The following is a 16,657-nucleotide window of genomic DNA, read 5'->3' on the forward strand; positions in this document are numbered from 1 at the left end:
CATGCAAACTCGTGACGACATTTTCAACACCCTGCGCGATGCCTTGGTGGAGCTGTTCGAGCTGGAGCCCGAGCGTGTGAGCCTCGAATCCAACCTGTATCAGGACCTGGAAATCGACAGCATCGACGCAGTCGACCTGATCGATCACATCAAACGTCAGACCGGCAAGAAAATCGCCGCCGAAGAATTCAAATCGGTGCGCACCGTCAGCGACGTGGTCGAGGCGGTCTACCGTCTGGTTCAACCGGCCGCATGAGCCGATTGATTGGCCTCGGCCTGCTGCTGGCGGGCCTGCTGTACCCCTTTGCGGTGTATTTCGGCATGGAGCACTTCGCCCCGTGGCAGTTCGGACTGCTGCTGGGCAGCCTGTGGCTGGCCCGCGCACTGACCGGTCGGCGACGCCCCGGCAGCCTGTGGATGGCCACCGTGGCGATCGTGTTCTGCCTGTTGCTGGCGCTGTTCGACAGCCCGGTGCTGTTGCGCTGGTATCCGGTGCTGATCAGCGGTTTCATGCTGGCGCTGTTCGGGCTCAGCCTGATATACGGCCCGCCCATGGTCGAACGCCTGGCCCGTCTGCGTGAACCGCACCTGCCGGCCAAAGGCGTTCGTTACACCCGCCAGGTGACCATCGCCTGGAGCGTTTTTTTTCTCTGCAACGGTTTGTGTGCTGCCGCCCTGACACTGTGGGCGCCGCTGAGCTGGTGGATGTTATACACCGGCCTGATTTCCTACGGATTGATAGGCCTGATGTTTGCTATTGAATGGCTAATACGACAACGGGTACGAGGCCGCCCATGAATTGGATAAAACTTGAGCAGCTGTTGCTCAAGGCTGAAGCGGATCGTGCCGTAACGGCCGAACCACCGCTCAATCACGCACAACTGTGCGCCCAGGCTCTGAGCCTGGCCGCCGGCCTGCAAGCCCAGGGTGTGCAGCGCATTGCCGTGCACCTTGAAGACGCCGCCGACCTGGCGATCGCCCTGCTCGGTGCCTGGCGTGCCGGCGTCAGTGTCTTGCTGCCGACCGATCTGCAAGCCCAGACCCGCCAGCGCTGGTCGAGCGAGGTCGACCTGTGGCTGACCGATCAGCCCGATGACGCGCACCTGTCCGATTTCAACGCCGCCCCCCTCGACGCGGCGGCGCTGGACCTGGACCGTTGCGCCCTGAGCCTGTGCACGTCCGGCTCCAGCGGCGAACCCAAGCGCATCGACAAAACCCTGCGCCAACTGGTCAACGAAGTCCAAGCCCTGGAGCAACTGTGGGGCGCCGACCTGGGCCCGGCCTGCATCATCGGCAGCGTGGCGACTCAACACATTTACGGCCTGCTGTTTCGGGTGCTGTGGCCGCTGTGCGCCGGGCGTTCGTTCGTGCGCAGGCAACTGGCCTTTCCGGAAGACCTGCAACGCGCCAGTCGCGAGCACCCGGCCTTTGCCTGGGTCGCCAGCCCGGCGCTGCTCAAGCGCATGGGTGACAACCTCGACTGGCCGGCCTTGAGCGCGGTGCGCCGGGTATTTTCGTCTGGCGGCGCACTGCCGGCAGACGCCGCACAAAGCCTGCACCAACGCCTGCATCAATGGCCGACGGAAATTTTCGGCAGTTCGGAAACCGGCGGGATTGCCTGGCGTCAGGGCCACGATCTGTGGCAGCCCTTCGCCGACGTAGCATTGAGCCAGGACAACGACGGCGCGCTGCTGATCACCTCTTCTTACTTGCCGGCCGGTCACGTCGAACACACCGCCGACGCGGCGCGCATCGCGGCGGATGGCCGTTTCGAACTGCTCGGACGGCTGGACCGGATCGTCAAACTGGAAGAAAAGCGCATCTCCCTGCCGATGCTGGAAAAGGCCTTGATGGAGCATGAGTGGGTCGTCGAAGCGCGGCTTGGCGTGGTTCAGGAAAACCGCGCCTCCCTGGGCGCGTTGCTGGTCCTGAGCGAATCGGGGTTGCACGCCCTGCGCAATCAAGGCCGACGCACCCTCACCCAGGAATTGCGCCAACACCTCAGCCAGCATTGCGAAGCCCTGGCCCTGCCACGGCGCTGGCGCCTGCTGCGACAACTGCCGCTGAACAGCCAGGGCAAACTGCCCCAGGCCGATGTCGAAGCCCTGCTGCTGGCGCCGCGTCCCAAGGCACCAGAGGTGCTGGAGCAAGTCGAAACCGAAGGCGAGTGGAGCCTGCAACTGGCCGTGCCGCCCGACCTCGCCTACTTCAGCGGCCATTTCCCCCGGGCGCCGGTGTTGCCCGGTGTGGTGCAAGTGGAGTGGGCGCTGAAGCTCGGCCAGCAATTGATGAACCTGCCGGAAAAATTCGCCGGCATGGAAGTGCTGAAGTTCCAGCAACTGGTGCGCCCCGGCGATGAAGTCCAGTTGCACCTGCGTTTCGACCCGGTGCGCAGCAAGTTGTACTTCGCCTACCGCAATGAAACCGCCACCTGCTCCAGCGGGCGGATTTTGCTGGAGGCTGCGCATGTGTAGCTTTGGTGAGTGCTGCGCACTCAATCGCGAGCAGGCTCGCTCCCACATTGGGTTTGTGAACAACGCAGCGCCTCTGTGGGAGCGAGCCTGCTCGCGATGGGCTCACCTCGGACTTTCGGGTGAAAGCCAACATGCATAACCCCTGCGCCGTCATCCCGGTCTACAACCATGAAACCGCGATCACCACCGTGGTCGACGCCCTGCTCGCCAGTCATCTGCCGTGCATTCTGGTGGACGACGCCAGCAGCCCCGCCTGTGCCAGGGTGCTCGATCAACTGGCCCTGCGCGACGACGTTCACCTGATCCGCCTCGCCACCAATCAGGGCAAGGGCGGTGCAGTGATGACTGGCTTGCGTGAAGCGTCGCGTCTGGGTTACAGCCACGCCTTGCAGGTGGATGCCGATGGCCAGCACGACCTGCAGGACGTCACACGCTTTATCGAACTCTCCCGTGCCCATCCCGACGCCGTGATCTGCGGTTATCCGCAATACGACGAGAGCGTGCCCAAGGGGCGCTTGTATGCCCGCTACCTGACGCACGTCATGGTCTGGATCAACACCCTGTCGTTGCAGATTCGCGACTCCATGTGCGGTTTCCGCGTCTATCCGTTGCCGCCGACGCTGGCGCTGATCGATTCGACGAAAATCGGCAAGCGCATGGATTTCGACTCGGACATCCTCGTGCGCCTGGCCTGGCGCAATCTGCCCATGGAGTGGCTGCAAACCAAAGTCCATTACCCGCTGGACGGCGTTTCGCACTTCCGGATGTTCCACGACAACGTACTGATTTCGAGCATGCACACCCGGCTGTTCTTTGGCATGTTGCTGCGCTCGCCCCTGATCCTCTGGCGACGGTGGCGCGCATGAACACAGACAAGCAACACTGGGCCGACCGCGAGGAACGCGGCAGCTTCTGGTTGATGAAATTCACCGCGTTCGCCGCCAAGGTGCTCGGTCGGCGCCTGTTGAGCCCGTTGCTGTACGGCATCGTGTTGTACTTTTTCCTGTTCGGCCGCAGCGCCCGCCACAGCGCCTGGCAGTACCAGCAACGACTGGCTGACTGGAGCGCTCGCCCCGAGTTGCGGCCGAACCAGTGGCGGGTGTTTGGCCAGTTCATGGCCTTCGCCGATTCCATGCTCGACAAGCTCGACGTGTGGAACGGCAAGCTGAGCATCGAGCAGATCGAAATCATCGACCCGGCATTGCTGCGCAACCAGTTGCGCGGCACTCGCGGGCAGATGCTGGTGGGCGCGCACCTGGGCAACCTCGAAGTGTGCCGCGCATTGGCGGAAATCGGCGAGAAGGTCACGATGAACGTGCTGGTGCACACCAAGCACGCCGAGCATTTCAACCGTCTGCTGGGCGAAGCGGGGGCGACCAACCTGCGCCTGATTCAGGTCAGCGAGCTGGACCCGGTGATCATGCTGCAACTGCATGAGCGCCTGGAGCGCGGCGAGTGGCTGGCCATCGCCGGCGACCGTGTGCCGTTGCATGGCGGGCGCAGCGTGACCGTGGACTTCCTCGGCCACCCGGCGAAATTCCCGCAGGGGCCGTGGCTGCTGGCCGGCCTGTTGAAATGCCCGGTCAACCTGCTGCTGTGCCTGAAGAAGCCCGATGGCGACTATCGGCTGACCCTCGAACCGTTCGCTGACGCCATCACCTGGAAGCGCAGCGACCGCGAGCAGGTCATTCATCAGTGGGCCTCCCGCTATGCCGAGCGCCTGAGTCACTATTGCCTCGAAGCCCCTCAACAATGGTTCAACTTTTACCCTTTCTGGAAGACCGATGACGACGCCAACGCTTGAGCCGGTAACTTTCGGCGAACTCCCTTTGCGCATCGAAGACGTGCTGGCCCTGGCCAACCGTCAGGTGCCGACGCAGTTGCAAGGCGACCCCGAGTTCCGCCGGCGCATCGCCAAGGGCGCGCAATTCCTCGACTCCCTGCTGGACAAGGAAGGCGTGATCTATGGCGTGACCACCGGTTACGGCGACTCCTGCGTGGTGGCGGTGCCGCTGCATCACGTCGAAGCGCTGCCGCGTCATCTGTACACCTTCCATGGCTGCGGGCTGGGCAAACTGCTCGACGCCCAGGCCACTCGCGCCGTGCTGGCGGCGCGCTTGCAGTCGCTGTGCCACGGCGTGTCCGGCGTTCGGGTGGAATTGCTGGAGCGCCTGCAAGCGTTCCTCGAACACGACATCCTGCCGCTGATTCCGGAAGAAGGCTCGGTGGGTGCCAGCGGCGATCTGACGCCGTTGTCCTATGTCGCCGCGACCCTGTCCGGCGAGCGCGAAGTGATGTTCCGCGGCGAACGCCGCCAGGCCGCCGATGTGCATCGCGAACTCGGTTGGCAGCCGCTGGTGCTGCGACCCAAGGAAGCCCTGGCCCTGATGAACGGCACCGCCGTCATGACCGGCCTCGCTTGCCTGGCCTACGCCCGTGCCGATTACCTGCTGCAACTGGCCACGCGCATCACCGCGCTGAACGTGGTCGCCCTGCAAGGCAACCCGGAGCATTTCGACGAACGCCTGTTCGCCGCCAAGCCACACCCGGGGCAGATGCAAGTCGCCGCGTGGCTGCGCAAGGACCTGGCGATCGACGCGCCGACCGCACCGCTGCATCGCTTGCAGGACCGCTATTCCCTGCGCTGCGCGCCCCACGTCCTTGGCGTGCTGGCCGATAGCCTGAACTGGTTGCGGTCGTTCATCGAGGTTGAACTCAACAGCGCCAACGACAACCCGATCATCGATGCCGAGGCCGAACGCGTGCTGCACGGCGGGCATTTCTACGGCGGCCACATCGCGTTCGCCATGGACAGCCTGAAAAACCTCGTGGCCAACGTCGCCGACCTGCTGGATCGACAACTCGCGCTGCTGGTGGACGAGCGTTACAACCACGGTCTGCCGAGCAACCTGTCCGGCGCCAACGCCGACCGCGCGATGCTCAACCACGGTTTCAAGGCGGTGCAGATCGGCACCAGCGCCTGGACTGCCGAAGCCTTGAAAAACACCATGCCGGCCAGCGTGTTCTCGCGCTCCACCGAGTGCCACAACCAGGACAAGGTGAGCATGGGCACCATTGCCGCCCGCGATGCGATTCGCGTACTGGAACTGACCGAACAGGTCGCCGCCGCCACGCTGTTGGCCGCCAACCAGGGCGTCTGGCTGCGCGCCCAGGCCGAAGACGCCCGGCCGCTGCCACCGGCCCTGGCGGCCATGCACGAAGCACTGGCCCAGGACTTCCCGCCGGTCATCGAAGACCGCGCGCTGGAAGGCGAATTGCGCCTGTGCCTGCAACGTATCGCCGAACAACACTGGAGGCTGCATGCGTAGCAAGGGAGTGCTTCACACCGATACGGAAATCCTCGTGCCGTTCTTTGACGTCGACAGCATGAACGTCGTCTGGCACGGCCACTACGTGAAATACCTGGAAGTCGCCCGCTGCGCCTTGCTCGACAAGATCGGCCACAACTACAGCGCCATGTCCGACTCGGGCTATGCCTGGCCGGTGATCGACCTGCAGTTGCGCTACGTACGCGGCGCGGTGTTCGGCCAGAAGCTGAACGTGCGGGCCAATCTGGTGGAGTGGGAAAACCGTCTGAAGATCAACTACCTGATCAGTGACGTGGAAACCGGCGAACGCTTGACCCGCGCCGTTTCCGTGCAGGTGGCCGTCAACATGCACAACCGCGAAATGCAGCTGGCCTCGCCAAAGGTGTTCACCGACGCTGTCGAGAGGATGCTGGCATGATTGTCTGCCTACCCCGTTCCCCTGTAGGAGCGAGCCTGTCGAATCGTCGCACCGGCGCGATGGTCGTCAACGATGACGCTGGGCACCTGACACTCCGCGGCGCTCTCAGGTTTTTCGCGAGCAGGCTCGCGCCTACCGTGTTCTGCGTGTTGCTGGGCATTCCGGGACTGGCCAACGCCTTCGACCTGCAACAGCTCAGCGATCAACTGGCCAAACCGGAGGTGATCCATGGCCAGTTCATCCAGGAAAAACACCTGCGCGCACTGCCCCAACCACTGACCAGCAAGGGCACCTTTGTCCTGGCGAAAAACCACGGTCTGTTGTGGCTGCTCAAAACGCCGCTGCAACAGGATTACCGCATCACCGACCAAGGCATTGCCCGGCGCGATGCCAGCGGTTGGCAGATGTTGCCGGGCAAGAGCGCCGGGGCCGAGCAGAACCGTCTGTTCCTCGCCGTCCTGCAAGGCGATAGCAGCGGGCTGCAACGGGATTTCGAACTGTCGCTGAGCGGCGAAGCGCAGGACTGGCGACTGACGCTGGTGCCGCGCTCGATGCTGCTCAAGCAGGTGTTCACCCAGATCAACATCACCGGCGGCGAACGGGTGCACAGCATCGAGCTGCTGGAAACCCAGGGCGACAGCACCTTGTTGCGCATGCAGGACAGCACCAGCGCCCAACCGCTGAGCGACGGGGAGCAACATGACTTTGCCGAGTGAGCGCATGCTTCCACGGCTGTTCCTGGTCCTGCTGCTGGCGGTACTGGCGCTCGCCGGCTGGCAATGGCGAGACGGCGCGCCGCTGTCGGCCAACCTGATGGAACTGGTGCCCGGCACGACGCCGGACGCGCTGGAACTGCGCGCCGAACAACGCATGCAAGAACCGCTGAACCGCGAGATGCTGGTGCTGGTCGGCCATACCGACCGCCAGCAAGCCATCGCCATGGCGCAGAAACTGGGCGATCAATGGCAGGCCAGCGGGCTGTTCGAGAAGGTCCAGTGGAACCTGCAAGCCGACTTGCCGGCCTTGCGCACGCAACTGCTGCAAGGCCGACTGGCGATGCTGTCGGCAACAGATCGCCAGCAATTGATTGAGCACCCCGACGCCTTTATCCAGCAACGGGTGCAGGCGCTGTTCGACCCCTTCACCGGTTTCAGCCTGGTGTCGAGCCAGGACGACTGGCTCGGCCTGACCGGGCGCATCCAGAACAGCCAGCCGCAGCACGGTTCGGTGCAACTGGACATCGGCAGCGGTGCCTTGATCGCCGATGCCGATGGCAAAAGCTGGGTGCTGCTGCGCGCGCGAACCACCGGCAACGCCTTCGACATGAACCTGCCGCTGCAAGTGGCCGACCTGCTCCAGCACAGTCGTGAACAAGCGGCCGAGTCTGACGTGCAACTGCTCGCGGCCAGCGGCTTGCTGTACGCCGCCAACGGGCAACGACAAGCCGCCCGTGAGATGACCTGGGTCGGCGGCGGCGCCACGCTGGGGATTCTGTTGCTGCTGTTGCTGGCCTTCCGCCGCTGGCGCGTGTTGCTGGCGTTTGTTCCGGTGCTGGTGGGCATGCTGTTCGGCGCGGTGGCTTGCGTGACAGTGTTCGGCCACATGCATGTGATGACGCTGGTGCTCGGTTCGAGCCTGATCGGCGTGGCGGTCGACTACCCGCTGCATTACCTGTCCAAGAGCTGGAGCCTGAAACCCTGGCACAGTTGGCCGGCCCTGCGCCTGACCCTGCCCGGTTTGACCCTGAGCCTGATCACCAGCGCCATCGGCTACCTGGCCCTGGCCTGGACGCCATTCCCGGCGCTGACGCAGATTGCCGTGTTCTCTGCGGCGGGTCTGCTGGGTGCCTATTTGTCCGCCGTGTGCCTGCTGCCGGCGTTGCTCAAGGGTGTAGAGCTGCGTCCGGCGCAATGGCCATTGCGGGTTTGCGAGTTTTTGCTGGGAGTTCGTGAAGCGTTGCTCCAGCGCCTGCGCACGCCCGTGCTGTTTGCCCTGCTGATTGCCTTTTGCGTCGGCGGCCTGTTGCACCTCGGGACCCGCAATGACATTCGCCAGTGGGTCGGCGCACCGCAGCAACTGACCGACGAAGCCCAGACCATTGCCCGCATCACCGGCTATCAGCCCACCAGTCAGTTCTTCCTGGTGCGCGCGGCCAATCAACAGCAACTGCTCGAACGCCAGACCGCCCTGAGCGAACGCCTGGATCAGCTGATCAACCTGAATAAGCTTCAGGGTTACCTGTCACTCACCCAACTGGTGAGCCCGCCGAGTGAACAGCACCGGGTGCGCGAAGCATTGAGCACCTTGCCGGGCGTCTGGCAGCCGCTGCTCGACGTCGGCGTGCCGGCCGAGGCGCTGCAAGCGGAGCTGAAAACCTTGCAGGCGTTGCCCACCGAAGACATCGACGCCGTCCTGGCCGGGCCCCTGGCCGAACCTTATCGGGCGCTGTGGCTGGGGCCGACCGATGATGGCGTGGCGGCAATGGTCAGCCTGCAAGGCCTGAACAACCCGTCACTGCTGCGCATCCAGGCACTGGATCTGCCAGGGGTGCAGCTGGTCGACCGGCTCGGTGAACTGAACAACGTTTTCGCCGCCACCCAGATCAGTGCCGCCGAACTGAAACTCGCCTCCTGCGCACTGATCGTGCTGGTGCTGATGTTGCCGTTCGGCCTCGGCGGCGCGCTGCGCATCGTTTCCCTGCCGCTGCTGGCCGCGCTGTGCAGCCTCGCCAGCCTCGGCTGGCTGGGGCAGCCGTTGACCCTGTTCAGCCTGTTCGGCCTGCTGCTGGTGACGGCCATCAGCGTCGATTACGCGATCCTCATGCGTGAGCAGGTTGGCGGCGCCGCCGTGAGCCTGTTGGGCACGTTGCTGGCGGCGCTGACCACCTGGCTGTCGTTCGGCTTGCTGGCGGTGTCGAGCACGCCGGCGGTGAGCAACTTCGGTCTGTCGGTCAGCCTGGGCCTGATCTTCAGCTTCATGCTCGCCCCCTGGGCCGGAAAACACAGGCCATCACCCACCCTCGAGGAGCCGGCACAATGATGGTCGCGTTGTTTTGGGCGATGGCCATGGCGTTGTTCGCTGTGGCGACCCGACTGGGTCGGCATCTGGGCTTGATCCCGATCGTCAGCCAGTTGCTTCTGGCAACCCTCGGCCTGCCGCTGCTGATGTACTTCTGGATCGAACCCCACTGGCAGTTGAGCGGTGCGGCGCTGGTGTCGCCGATCTGGCTGAAAAACCTTTACAGCCTGAGTTTCGCGCTGCTGCTGGGTTACATCCTCAGCGACGTGATCGACCTGCACCTGGATCGCCAGAGCCTGAAAATCGCCCTGCCGAGTTTCTGCATTCCGTTTGCCTGCGGCCTGGCCACGGCGTTCTGGCTGTTGCCGCCACAGCCGTGGATCAGCTCGCTGGCGGTCGGCCTGTTGTTCGCCATTACCGCGATTCCGGTGTTGTACCTGTACCTGCGGCATATCAATTACCCGCCCGCCGCCACCCGGCGCCTGGTGCAGACGGCGATCCTCATCGACCTCACCTGCTGGACCCTGTTCGCCATCGCCCAGGGCACCCTGCACTTGAGCAGCCTGTTGCTGCCCTTGGCCGGCGCCTGTCTGCCGGTGCTGCTGCGCCTGCTCGGCCTGCGCCAGGCATGGCTGTACAGCGGATGCTTTTTCGCGCTGCTGGTGGTGGCCGAACACTACAAGCTCAACGCGCTGATTTTCGGTATCGGTTACCTGCTGCTGATGGCCGTGTTGAAGGCACCGCTGATACTGCCGTTTCCGGTTCGCTGGATGATTTTCCTGCAAACCTACATCGCCATCCCGCTGATCCTCACGTTCGGCATCGTGCAGATCAATGTGCACAGCGCCATGGACAGTCTTGGCTGGGTGCAACTGGCGGCCCTGCTGCTGTTGCCGATCGCCAGCAAAATGCTCGGTAACTGGCTCGGCCTCGGCTGGGCCGGCGCTTCGTTCCAGGGCGCCAGCCGCTGGCGGGAAAGCGTGTTACTGAACATTCGTGGTTTGAGCGAGATCGTGTTTCTCAACCTGCTGTTGCAACAACAGCTCATCAGCCCGGCGCTGTACTTTGCGCTGATGCTGATGGGCCTGATCGCGACCCTGCTGCCGGCACTGGCCGGCATGCACCGGATTCCCCTGAAAGCTGCCGCCCCGGCAAGGAGCCCCCATGCCAACCGTTGAAATGGAACGTCGCCAGATCGTGGTCATCGGTGCAGGCCCTTCGGGTGCCATCGCCGCCGCGCTGCTCAAACGCCAGGGTCATGATGTGCTGGTGATCGAGCGCCAGCATTTCCCACGGTTTTCCATTGGCGAAAGCCTGTTGGCGCACTGTCTGGACTTCGTCGAAGAGGCGGGCATGCTGGACGCCGTCAATGCGGCGGGATTCCAGGTGAAAACCGGCGCCGCGTTTGCCTGGGGCGAGCGTTACAGCGCCTTTGATTTCGGCGACACCTTTACCCAGGGCAAGCCGACGACCTTCCAGGTCCAGCGCGCCGATTTCGACAAGCTGCTGGCCGATCAGGCCGCGCTGCAAGGCGTGGAAATCCGCTACGGCGAAGCCATCGTCAGTGTCGAGGTCGATTTGCCGCACCCGCAGCTCGGCGTGCGTCGCGAGGACGGCAGCGAGTACCGCATCGAGGCGGACTTCATGCTCGACGCCAGCGGTTACGGTCGTGTGCTGCCGCGCCTGCTCGACCTCGAAGCGCCGTCGAATTTCCCGGTGCGCCAGGCGGTGTTCACCCATATCGAAGACGGCATCGACAGCCCGACCTTCGACCGCACCAAGATCCTCGTCACCACCCATCCGGACAAACGCGATGTCTGGTTCTGGACCATCCCGTTCAGCAACGGCCGCTGCTCGGTCGGCGTGGTCGCTGCCACGGAGCATTTCGAGGGCCGTACCGATAACCTGGACGATTGCCTGCGCGGTTTCATTGCCGAGACGCCCAGCCTGTCCGGCGTGCTGAACAACGCGGTGTGGGATACGCCCGCGCGGTCCATCGGCGGCTATTCGGCCAACGTCAAAAGCCTGCACGGGCCGGGCTTCGCGCTGCTGGGCAATGCCGCAGAGTTCCTCGACCCGGTGTTTTCGTCCGGCGTGACCATTGCCATGCGTTCGGCGAGCATGGCCGCCGGCGTCCTGCACCGGCAGTTGCAAGGCGAAACCGTCGACTGGGAAAAGGAATTCGCCAAGCCGCTCAAGCGCGGGGTCGATACCTTTCGTTGCTACGTCGAGGGCTGGTACGCCGGGACCTTCCAGGACGTGATTTACCACGAGGGCAGCGCCGGGGAGATCCGCCGCATGATCAGCTCGATTCTGGCCGGCTACGCCTGGGACGAGCGCAACCCGTTCGTCAGCGAAGCCAAACGCCGCCTGAAAGTGATTTCCCAACTCTGCGCACGGGATGCGACATGAGCTACTTGAGCGACAACTACGTCGAAGAAACCCGTTTCGGCCTGTGGTTCCTGCGCAGCTACACCTGGCAGTACCGCGTGCTGCGGGTGGCGATCGACGATTTGCGCAGCCTGTTCAGCGAGGCGCTGCCGAGCCATCCGGTGCTGCTGGACGCTGGCTGCGGTCAAGGCAAGTCGTTCAAGCACCTGCAGCAGACGTTCATGCCCGAACGTCTGATTGGCGTGGATGCCGACCCCCACAGCCTGAACCAGAGCCGTGAAGAAGCGGTCTATCAGGGTATTGCCGTGGAGTTGATCGGCAGCGACTGCGCCACCCTTGCCGTACCGGACGCCAGCGTCGACCTGCTGTTCTGTCACCAGACGTTCCATCATCTGGTGGAGCAGGAAAAGGCACTGGCCGAGTTCTACCGTGTGCTCAAGCCGGGCGGCTACCTGATGTTCGCCGAATCCACCGAGGCTTACATCGATACCTGGGTGATTCGCTGGTTGTTCCGGCATCCGATGCACGTGCAAAAAAGTGCCGCACAGTACCTGGAGATGATCCGAGGCCAGGGTTTTGAATTCGGTCCGCACAATGTGTCTTATCCGTACCTGTGGTGGAGCCGCGCCAAGGATTTCGGTCTGTTGGAACGCTTGGGTCTGTGCCAGCCAAAACCCTTTGGCCAACGGGAAGAAACCCTGGTCAATGTGGTGGCGCGCAAACCGTTGAAAGGTGGAGTTTGATGTTCACCATCCGTCACTCAGCATGCATGACCTGTGGGAGCGAGCCTGCTCGCGATAGCGGTGGATCAGTCACCCTGAATGCCGACTGTAATGCCGTCATCGCGAGCAGGCTCGCTCCCACAGGGATAGCGGGTGTTCTGCGATTTTTGCTGGTTGCCGCAGCCCTGCTGCTCAGCGCCTGCGCCAGCCAGCCGCCGCTGCCCGCGCAAACCCCGGACCTGTCGTTGCCGCTGCAACTGCACATCCAGCGCCTGCAGGCCGAACAACGCCAGGACTGGGTGCTGGTGATCCAGCGTGAAGGCCCGGGCATTCGCTGGTCGATGATGGACCTGCTGGGCATCCCGCAGGCACGCCAGAAGCTGGTCAACGGAACCTGGCACGCCGACGGCCTGCTGCCGCCCAACCCCGAAGCCCGGGAGCTGTTCGCGGCGCTGCTGTTTGCCCTGACGCCCAAGGACGAGTTACAGGGCAACTATCCCGCTGCCTGGCAACATGGCGCGCAACGCTCCCTGCCCGAACGCTGGGACGTTCGTTATTCACAACCGATGAGCTTTGAATTGAACCTGCCCAAAGGCCCGAAATACCAAGTCACGCCCCTGAGCGGGGAGGCACCATGACCGCCTACCTGAACGCCCTCGGCGTGATCTGCGCCCTGGGCCGCGACAAGCAGGAAGTCGCGCGCAACCTGTTTGCCGGCGATTGCTCCGGCATGCGCAGCGAAGCCGGCTGGGTACCGGAGCGGTCGTTGCCGGTAGGCGCGGTCGCAGGCGAGCTGGCGGCGATTCCACCCGAGTTGATCCGGCAGCGCAGCCGCAACAACCAATTGCTGCTGGAAGCCGCCCTGCAAATTCGCCCGGACATCGATCGCGCGATCCAGACCTACGGCCGCGATCGCATCGGCATCGTGCTGGGCACCAGCACCTCGGGCATCGACGAAGCCAGCCAGGGCCTGGCCCACTACATTCGCGACCAACAGTTCCCGGCCGACTACGACTACCAACAACAGGAACTCGGTGCACCGGCCAATTTCCTCGCCGACTGGCTGCAGGTGAGCGGGCCGGCCTACGTGATCTCCACGGCCTGCACCTCCAGCGCCCGTGCCCTGATGAGCGCCCAGCGTCTGCTGGACCTGGGCGTGTGCGATGTGGTGCTGTGCGGGGGTGTCGACACCCTCTGCAAGCTGACCCTCAACGGTTTCTCGGCGCTGGAAGCGGTGTCCGGGCAGCGCTGCAACCCGTTTTCGCGCCACCGCAACGGCATCAACATCGGCGAAGCCGCCGTGCTGTTCCTGATGAGCAAGCAGCCCGGCGACGGTCAACCGATTGCCCTGCTGGGCAGCGGCGCCAGCTCGGATGCGCACCACATTTCCGCACCGGAACCGAGCGGCCGTGGAGCTCAGGAAGCGATGCGCAAAGCCTTGAATCGCGCCGGACTGCAACCGCAACAGATCGGCTACCTGAACCTGCACGGCACCGCCACCCCACACAACGACGCCATGGAAAGCCATGCCGTCGCGGCCGTGTTCCCTGAAGGGGTGCCCTGCTCTTCGACCAAACCCATGACCGGCCACACCCTCGGTGCCGCCGGGGCGCTGGAAGCGGCGTTCTGCTGGTTGAGCCTGAGCACCGGCAATCGCGAGCACGCTTTGCCGCCGCACATCTGGGACGGCCAGGCAGACCCTGAACTGCCCGTCCTGAATTGGGTGACCCCGGCCACGCGCCTGTCGTCCATTGGTCCCCGCTACCTGATGAGCAACTCCTTCGCTTTCGGTGGCAACAACGTCAGCCTGATTATCGGAGACGCCCCATGATTGACTGGCCGCTCGCCGAACTGCTGCCCCACGCTGGCGACATGATCCTCATCGAACAGATCCTGGCGTTCGATGAAGAGCAGATCCACACGCGCCTCACCGTCAGGCCCGATGGCCTGTTCAGCCAGCCGGACGGCAGCGTGCCGGCCTGGGTCGGCATCGAACTGATGGCCCAGAGCGTCGCCGCCTTCGCCGGTTGCCATGCGCGCCAGCGCGGTGATGCCGTAGCGCTCGGCTTCCTGCTCGGCAGTCGTAAATTCGAATGCAATGTCGAAAGCTTCCCGGCCGGCACCGAGCTGACCATCCACGGCCTCCGCTCGCTCGAAGACGATAACGGCATGGGCGTGTTCGAATGCCACATCAATGCGCCGGGCATTCACGCCACCGCCCGTCTGAATGTGTATCGCCCGCCCCAGCCGACTCAATATCTTTCCGAGCCCGAAGGCTCTTCACAAGGAACACAACCATGACTGAATCCGTACTGGTCACCGGTTCCAGCCGTGGTATCGGCCGCGCCATCGCCCTGCGCCTGGCCCAGGCCGGGCATGACATCGTGTTGCATTGCCGCAGCGGCCTGGCAGACGCCGAAGCCGTGAAGGCCGACATCGAAGCCTTGGGGCGCCAGGCCCGCATCCTGCAATTCGACGTGGCCGACCGCGCCCGCTGCAAAGCCATCCTTGAAGCCGACGTCGAGGCCCACGGCGCCTATTACGGCGTGGTGCTCAATGCCGGCCTGACGCGCGACGGTGCTTTTCCGGCCCTGAGCGAGGATGATTGGGATGTGGTGATGCGCACCAACCTCGACGGTTTCTACAACGTGCTGCACCCGGTGATGATGCCGATGATCCGTCGTCGCGCCGCCGGGCGAATTGTCTGCATTACCTCGGTGTCCGGGCTGATCGGCAACCGTGGCCAGGTCAACTACAGCGCCTCGAAGGCCGGGTTGATCGGCGCGGCGAAGGCATTGGCGATCGAGTTGGGCAAGCGCAAAATTACCGTCAACTGTGTCGCACCTGGCCTGATCGACACGGCCATGCTCGATGAAAACGTGCCGGTGGAAGAACTGATGAAAATGATCCCTGCTCAACGCATGGGCACCCCTGAAGAGGTGGCCAGCGCGGTGAATTTCCTGATGTCGGCGGAAGCCTCGTACATCACCCGGCAGGTTCTGGCCGTCAACGGAGGCCTGTGCTGATGAAGCGCGTCGTCGTCACCGGCATGGCCGGCATCACGTCCCTGGGCAGCGATTGGGAAACCATCGTCGGCCACTTCGCGGCCAACCGCAGCGGCATCCGGCGCATGGACGAATGGGATCGCTTTACCGAACTCAACACCCGTCTGGCCGGCCCCATCGACGACTTCAAGGTGCCAAGCCACTGGACGCGCAAACAACTGCGCAGCATGGGCCGGGTGTCGCGGCTTGCCGTGGGTGCGGCGGAGATGGCGCTGGCCGACGCCGGGCTGTTGGGCGACGAATCGATCAAGGACGGACGCATGGGCGTCGCCTGCGGCTCATCGACCGGCAGCACCGACGAGATCAAGGCGTTCGGCAACATGCTGCTCAACTCGGTCGCCGAGGGCCTGAACGCCAACTCCTACGTGCGCATGATGCCGCACACCACGGCCGCCAATATCAGCATTTTCTTCGGCCTCACCGGCCGCCTGATCCCGACGTCCAGCGCCTGCACCAGCGGCAGCCAGGGCATCGGCTATGCCTATGAAGCGATCAAGTTCGGACGCCTGCCATTGATGCTGGCCGGTGGCGCCGAAGAACTGTGCCCGACCGAGGCCATGGTGTTCGACGCGCTCTACGCCACCAGCCTGAAAAACGACGCCCCGCAAACCAGCCCGCGCCCCTACGACAAGGGCCGCGATGGCCTGGTAATCGGTGAGGGCGGCGGCATGCTGGTGCTGGAGGAGCTGGAGCACGCCCTGGCCCGTGGCGCGCACATCCATGCCGAGATCGTCGGTTTCGGCAGCAACGCCGACGGCCAGCACACCACCCGTCCGGAGCTAGTCACCATGCGCCGGGCCATGGAACTGGCGCTGGAAGACGCCGGACTCAAGCCGTCGGACATCGGCTACGTCAACGGCCACGGCACCGCCACCGAACAGGGCGACATCGCCGAAACCCTGGCCACCAGCAGCCTGTTCGGCGAGCACATGCCGATCAGCTCGCAAAAAAGCTTCCTCGGCCACACCCTCGGCGCCTGCGGTGCACTGGAATCCTGGTTCAGCATCGAAATGATGAACCGCGACCTGTACGTCCACACCCTCAACCTCGACGAAGTCGACCCGCACTGCGGCAAGCTGGATTACCTGCGCGGCGAGTTTCGGCAGATGAGCAACCAGTACGTGATGAACAACAACTTTGCGTTTGGCGGGGTGAATACTTCGTTGATTTTCAAGCGCTGGGCGTAAGCAATATCCTTCTTTGTAGGAGCGAGCCCTGCTCGCGAAAGACGTCCGAACGC

At 63.9% G+C, this 16,657-nt stretch carries 17 protein-coding genes; all 17 read left to right on the top strand.

Annotated elements, in window-relative coordinates; all coding sequences use genetic code 11:
- The first annotated feature begins 1 nt into the window (after position 1).
- The 17 genes from ACX3YF_RS05210 (at position 2) to ACX3YF_RS05290 (ending at position 16,604) form a co-directional block, all read left to right on the top strand.
- On the top strand, positions 2-256 hold the full coding sequence (locus ACX3YF_RS05210) for an acyl carrier protein (RefSeq protein ID WP_028622164.1): 255 nt from the start codon (positions 2-4) through the stop codon (positions 254-256).
- Positions 253-798 (top strand): COG4648 family protein, encoded by a 546-nt coding sequence (locus ACX3YF_RS05215; RefSeq protein ID WP_130205072.1) that lies wholly within the window; start codon positions 253-255, stop codon positions 796-798. Before ACX3YF_RS05210 ends, ACX3YF_RS05215 begins: the two co-directional genes overlap by 4 nt.
- Positions 795-2,474 carry an AMP-binding protein gene (locus ACX3YF_RS05220; RefSeq protein ID WP_458973486.1) on the top strand — a complete coding sequence of 560 codons (1,680 nt, stop codon included), beginning with the start codon at positions 795-797 and terminating at the stop codon, positions 2,472-2,474. Before ACX3YF_RS05215 ends, ACX3YF_RS05220 begins: the two co-directional genes overlap by 4 nt.
- 131 nt (positions 2,475-2,605) lie before the next feature.
- Positions 2,606-3,340, top strand: a complete 735-nt coding sequence (locus ACX3YF_RS05225; RefSeq protein WP_458973487.1) for a glycosyltransferase family 2 protein — start codon at positions 2,606-2,608, stop codon at positions 3,338-3,340.
- Entirely contained in the window at positions 3,337-4,278 is a 942-nt protein-coding gene (locus ACX3YF_RS05230; protein ID WP_130205077.1) for an LpxL/LpxP family acyltransferase, read from the top strand. The genes ACX3YF_RS05225 and ACX3YF_RS05230 overlap by 4 nt, the downstream gene beginning before the upstream one ends.
- Complete coding sequence (locus tag ACX3YF_RS05235) at positions 4,259-5,803, top strand: HAL/PAL/TAL family ammonia-lyase (protein ID WP_458973488.1); 1,545 nt, start codon at positions 4,259-4,261, stop codon at positions 5,801-5,803. Before ACX3YF_RS05230 ends, ACX3YF_RS05235 begins: the two co-directional genes overlap by 20 nt.
- Positions 5,796-6,221: an acyl-CoA thioesterase gene (locus ACX3YF_RS05240; RefSeq protein WP_130205081.1), complete on the top strand. Its 426-nt coding sequence runs from the start codon at positions 5,796-5,798 to the stop codon at positions 6,219-6,221. The genes ACX3YF_RS05235 and ACX3YF_RS05240 overlap by 8 nt, the downstream gene beginning before the upstream one ends.
- Positions 6,218-6,937, top strand: coding sequence for an outer membrane lipoprotein carrier protein LolA (locus tag ACX3YF_RS05245; RefSeq protein WP_130205083.1), 720 nt, complete (start codon positions 6,218-6,220; stop codon positions 6,935-6,937). The genes ACX3YF_RS05240 and ACX3YF_RS05245 overlap by 4 nt, the downstream gene beginning before the upstream one ends.
- Entirely contained in the window at positions 6,921-9,260 is a 2,340-nt protein-coding gene (locus ACX3YF_RS05250) for an MMPL family transporter (protein WP_458973489.1), read from the top strand. The genes ACX3YF_RS05245 and ACX3YF_RS05250 overlap by 17 nt, the downstream gene beginning before the upstream one ends.
- Positions 9,257-10,417, top strand: a complete 1,161-nt coding sequence (locus ACX3YF_RS05255) for a sodium:proton antiporter (protein WP_458973490.1) — start codon at positions 9,257-9,259, stop codon at positions 10,415-10,417. The genes ACX3YF_RS05250 and ACX3YF_RS05255 overlap by 4 nt, the downstream gene beginning before the upstream one ends.
- On the top strand, positions 10,404-11,651 hold the full coding sequence (locus ACX3YF_RS05260; protein ID WP_130205088.1) for an NAD(P)/FAD-dependent oxidoreductase: 1,248 nt from the start codon (positions 10,404-10,406) through the stop codon (positions 11,649-11,651). Before ACX3YF_RS05255 ends, ACX3YF_RS05260 begins: the two co-directional genes overlap by 14 nt.
- The gene (locus ACX3YF_RS05265) at positions 11,648-12,373 is read left to right on the top strand and encodes a class I SAM-dependent methyltransferase (protein WP_458943791.1); all 726 of its coding nucleotides are present in this window, start codon (positions 11,648-11,650) and stop codon (positions 12,371-12,373) included. The genes ACX3YF_RS05260 and ACX3YF_RS05265 overlap by 4 nt, the downstream gene beginning before the upstream one ends.
- Positions 12,373-12,990: a hypothetical protein gene (locus ACX3YF_RS05270; protein ID WP_458973491.1), complete on the top strand. Its 618-nt coding sequence runs from the start codon at positions 12,373-12,375 to the stop codon at positions 12,988-12,990. Before ACX3YF_RS05265 ends, ACX3YF_RS05270 begins: the two co-directional genes overlap by 1 nt.
- Entirely contained in the window at positions 12,987-14,183 is a 1,197-nt protein-coding gene (locus ACX3YF_RS05275) for a beta-ketoacyl-[acyl-carrier-protein] synthase family protein (protein ID WP_458973492.1), read from the top strand. Before ACX3YF_RS05270 ends, ACX3YF_RS05275 begins: the two co-directional genes overlap by 4 nt.
- Positions 14,180-14,653, top strand: coding sequence for a hotdog family protein (locus ACX3YF_RS05280; RefSeq protein ID WP_458973493.1), 474 nt, complete (start codon positions 14,180-14,182; stop codon positions 14,651-14,653). The genes ACX3YF_RS05275 and ACX3YF_RS05280 overlap by 4 nt, the downstream gene beginning before the upstream one ends.
- The gene (fabG, locus tag ACX3YF_RS05285; RefSeq protein WP_458973494.1) at positions 14,650-15,378 is read left to right on the top strand and encodes a 3-oxoacyl-ACP reductase FabG; all 729 of its coding nucleotides are present in this window, start codon (positions 14,650-14,652) and stop codon (positions 15,376-15,378) included. Before ACX3YF_RS05280 ends, fabG begins: the two co-directional genes overlap by 4 nt.
- Entirely contained in the window at positions 15,378-16,604 is a 1,227-nt protein-coding gene (locus tag ACX3YF_RS05290) for a beta-ketoacyl-ACP synthase (protein WP_103404496.1), read from the top strand. The genes fabG and ACX3YF_RS05290 overlap by 1 nt, the downstream gene beginning before the upstream one ends.
- Positions 16,605-16,657: the final 53 nt, after the last annotated feature.

Source organism: Pseudomonas fluorescens group sp. PF-69, assembly GCF_054481235.1.